This window comes from Jatrophihabitans sp., from assembly GCF_036389215.1.
GTDB lineage: Bacteria > Actinomycetota > Actinomycetes > Mycobacteriales > Jatrophihabitantaceae > Jatrophihabitans_A.
The window spans coordinates 1-2,711 of the sequence record NZ_DASVQG010000007.1 but is presented as its reverse complement, the minus strand read 5'-3'; the positions used below and the strand labels follow the sequence as shown (position 1 = coordinate 2,711).

Genomic DNA, 2,711 nt, shown 5'->3' with positions numbered 1-2,711 from the left:
GCGTGGCAGTACTTGGCCAGCTCGGGCGGGATGAACGCCGGATCGGGCTTGCTGGGCGACTTCGGCGCGAGCGTGGCCGCCGGCGGGCGGGAGGCGTTCGGCGGCGGCGAGGGGATGGTGGTGCTCGGCTCCGCGGTGCATCCGAGGAGCAGCAGCGATGCCGCTACCACCGGATACCGGAAATGCACGTTCGTCCTCCTCCCTCTGCTCCGACCACCGATTCTAGGCAGCCCGCCCCATCTTCCGGGCAGACGGCAGCTGGGGCAGGTCCGGCGGCTCGCTCACCCCGGCCTGGCGTAGCCTCTGCCGCCGGCAGATACCGTGGTCATAGCGAGGGACGCGATCACCCGGCCGGGTTCGCCGCTCGGCTGTGCCGGGCCGGAATTGCGCAACGGTGTTCAGCGAATCAGAATCGACCTGAAAGAGGCCTCATGACCCACTTCCGAGTCACCCGCTCCAGCCACCCCGCATCCGAGCAGGAGCGGGCGGAGATGCTGGCCGACCCCGGCTTCGGCCGGTTCTTCTCCGACCACATGGCCTCGGCAACCTGGACCGCCGACGCCGGGTGGCACGACCTCGAGGTGCGCGCGCTCCAGCCGTACACCCTGCACCCCGCCGCGGCGGTGTTCCACTACGCGCAGGAGATCTTCGAGGGCATGAAGGCGATGCGGCACGCCGACGGCAGCATCTGGCTGTTCCGGCCGGAGCTGAACGCGCGCCGGTTCGGAAATTCGGCCCGGCGGCTGGCGCTGCCGGTGCTGGAGGAGGAGCTGTTCATCCAGAGCCTGATCGAACTGGTGCGCGCCGATCAGGACTGGGTGCCGGCCTACGACGGCGAGCGCAGCCTGTACCTGCGGCCGTACATGTTCGGCTCCGAGGCATTCCTCGGGGTGCGGCCGGCCCTCGAGGTGAGTTACGGCGTGATCGCCTCACCCGCCGGGTCCTACTTCAGCTCCGGCCTGAGCGGCGTCTCACTCTGGGTCAGCGAGAAGTACTCCAGGGCGGCCAAGGGTGGCACGGGCGATGCCAAGTGCGGCGGCAACTACGCCGCGAGCCTGGCCGCACAGGTCGAGGCCCACGAGCACGGCTGCGAGCAGGTGCTCTACCTCAGCGGGGACGACGACCGCTACCTGGAGGAGTCGGGCACCATGAACCTGTTCCTGGTGACCGCCGACGGCGAGCTGGTCACACCGGGACTGGGCACCATCCTCGAGGGCGTGACCCGCGACAGCGTCCTGGAACTGGCCGACGAGCACGATCTCAAGCCCGTCGAGCGGCAGGTCGCCCTGGCGGACCTGCGGTCGGGCTGCGACGACGGCTCGATCACCGAGATGTTCGCGGCCGGCACCGCCGCCGTGATCACCCCGATCATCGGCTTCAAGGGCGAGGGGTACGGCCACAGCGTGGGCGACGGGCAGCCGGGCAGGCTGACGCTGGCCATCCGCAAGCACCTCCTGGACGTCCAGTTCGGCCGGGTGCCGGACACCCGCAACTGGCTACGCCCGGCGGTGGAATAGGGGCCGGTGGAATAGGCCGGTGGAGCGAGCGCCGGCTAGTCGCGGTCGCGGCCGAGCAGGATGTTCAGGAACTTCGAGCCGTACCCGGGGCCCTGCGCGTTCTCGTACAGGTAGGCGGAGTCCGCTTCGACCTCGTCGGCGCGCCTGGCCCACCGGGACAGCAGGTACCCCACGACCGCCACCCAGGCCAGGTTCGCCAGCCAGAACATCTCAGGAATCCCTCCTCGAATGCTTCCAGTATGCGTCGCGACGGCACATCGCCGTATCTCGTCGGTCGGGCCGGCTTCAGGAGTCGATAGCGATGCCTACCACGCGAGCGAGGAATCTCTCGATGTCGGCGCGTTCCCGTTCGAGTTCGTCCCGGTGCCGGCGGGTGAGTCGCTCGAACGGCGTGACCCGGATGGTCGCCGAGCGGGTTGACCGACCGGACCGCTCGGACCGGTCCAGTCGCCAGATACCGATCACCCGGCCGTCACAGACCACGGCCGGCTTGATGATGCCCCCGACGTAGACCAGCGGGTGCAGGGCGGGATCGAGCATCGCGGTGCGGTCGCGGTAGCCGATCAGGTAGTTGTCGAACATCGGCAGCAGGCGCACCCCAGGTACCGGCTGCACCGCACCGAGTGTCCAGCCCCGCCGGCCGTCGAGCTCGACCTCGGTCAGCTCGTGCCGGATCGCCCTGATCGCCGCGCCGGACGGCAAGCCCGACCAGGTCGAGAAGTCCGCGGCGGTGGCCGGTGCGAATGCGCGGAAGTACCGGCGCGCCAGCTCGGCCATCGGGTCAGCCGGCGCCGGTGCGCTCGGCACCCAGTCCTCGAGGAGGGCGAAGGTCGAATCGCGACCCCGGTCGCCCGCCCGGCAGGTGATGCCGCGACAGCTCAATGCCAGCAGCAGGTGGGTCGCGGCCGAGGGGTCCTCCGCCAGCCGAATGCCGCGATCGGCAAGTTCCGCGGCGACCTCATGGCGGGTCAGCTGACGGCCGGCCAGCACCTGGTACGCGAGTGGGATCGCCTTGTCGATGAGGTGCTGGTCGATCCCCAAGTGCCGCCACCGCACGTTGGCGAAACGGCGTTCGATCATCGGCCCGAACAGGGCGACCAGCCACCGGACGTCCTCGGCTGCCACCAGGTGCACGGTGGCGCGCATCAGCCAGGTCCGCACCACGCTGCGCTCGACCTCGCCGGCCAGCACGAC

General features: G+C 70.0%; 3 protein-coding genes and 1 pseudogene. 1 reads left to right on the top strand and 3 read right to left on the bottom strand.

Annotated elements, in window-relative coordinates; all coding sequences use genetic code 11:
- Positions 1-188: pseudogene (locus VF542_RS00330) on the bottom strand (hypothetical protein); the annotation flags it as partial.
- 243 nt (positions 189-431) lie between these two features.
- Here VF542_RS00330 and VF542_RS00325 point away from each other — a divergent pair.
- Positions 432-1,517: a branched-chain amino acid aminotransferase gene (locus tag VF542_RS00325; RefSeq protein WP_408649717.1), complete on the top strand. Its 1,086-nt coding sequence runs from the start codon at positions 432-434 to the stop codon at positions 1,515-1,517.
- A 35-nt stretch (positions 1,518-1,552) separates the two neighbouring features.
- Here VF542_RS00325 and VF542_RS00320 read toward each other — a convergent pair whose 3' ends face one another.
- Positions 1,553-1,726 (bottom strand): hypothetical protein, encoded by a 174-nt coding sequence (locus tag VF542_RS00320; RefSeq protein WP_408649716.1) that lies wholly within the window; start codon positions 1,724-1,726, stop codon positions 1,553-1,555.
- 76 nt (positions 1,727-1,802) lie between these two features.
- The coding region (locus VF542_RS00315; RefSeq protein ID WP_408649715.1) for a winged helix DNA-binding domain-containing protein at positions 1,803-2,711 on the bottom strand (909 nt) is incomplete at its 5' end.

What these genes read in the sequence shown, in the direction of transcription:
- VF542_RS00325 (WP_408649717.1), top strand. Translation starts at nt 432, where the DNA reads ATGACCCACTTCCGAGTCACCCGCTCCAGCCACCCCGCATCCGAGCAG.
- VF542_RS00320 (WP_408649716.1), bottom strand. Translation starts at nt 1,726, where the DNA reads ATGTTCTGGCTGGCGAACCTGGCCTGGGTGGCGGTCGTGGGGTACCTG.